This is a genomic window from Bacillus sp. B2-WWTP-C-10-Post-4 (genome assembly GCF_009183805.1).
Classification (GTDB): Bacteria; Bacillota; Bacilli; order Bacillales; family Bacillaceae_G; genus Bacillus_A; species Bacillus_A cereus.
This window is the reverse complement of record NZ_WEII01000275.1, coordinates 1-793: the sequence shown is the minus strand read 5'-3', so window position 1 is coordinate 793 and position 793 is coordinate 1. Positions and strand designations below refer to the sequence as shown.

The following is a 793-nucleotide window of genomic DNA, read 5'->3' as shown; positions in this document are numbered from 1 at the left end:
CTTTATTTTGAAGTAGGAAAATCTGCTTATGCACCTGTCTTTCCTCTTACAGATGAAAATCGGCATATAATTAATCCAGAGTTATTAATGGATGATTTTTTAACTGCTTGGGTTTCTGTGTGTAGGTTAAATCCTGATGAAGCCCCTTCATTACCTATTCGTTATCTATCTCAACCAGAAGAGGAGTCACTTTTCTCACAAGTCGATAATCCTGAAATTTTAGATTACTACCAGTCTTCTGTTGCTGACATGACAAAGTTACCTATGTTTGTTCCACTTGTCCCGCATAGTGGAGTAAATTTCAGTAACTCTTTACAAAATGTGAGGTTTGAGCTTGAAATTATTTCTGCAGTACGTAAGCAAGTAATGGACAAACTATTTTATTTGCAAGTTAATTCGCAGGAATTACAAGTCGATGATGTAAGGTTTACAGAACAGATTAAAGTTACTACTCCGCAAGGATTGCTCCTTACTTTAAATACTGAAAACAATACTTGGGGTGAGCTTCTTCTTGCCCAAAATAAAGAAGCGACTGAAAGCTCTGATTTAATATCATTAAAATTTAAAAATATAACATCAGCCCTTAGAAATGCTTTACAAACGAATCAACAGTTTTTGGTAATCACTGATAATACAAACATAAAAGAATTTGAAAACAAGATTCCAATTGCAGGATGGCCTTTTCATATCAATATTGGATCGGGTATAAACAATGCATCTACTGAATTTCGGAATGTTTTGATTTTTAAATTTTGTAAAGGTAGTCTATTTGATTATGTAAAGAATCCTAAAT

At 33.2% G+C, this 793-nt stretch carries 1 protein-coding gene; it reads left to right on the top strand.

Annotated features, from left to right (window positions below):
* Positions 1-793 (top strand): hypothetical protein (locus GBN78_RS30530; protein WP_193224778.1); only part of this gene is annotated, 793 nt, incomplete at both ends.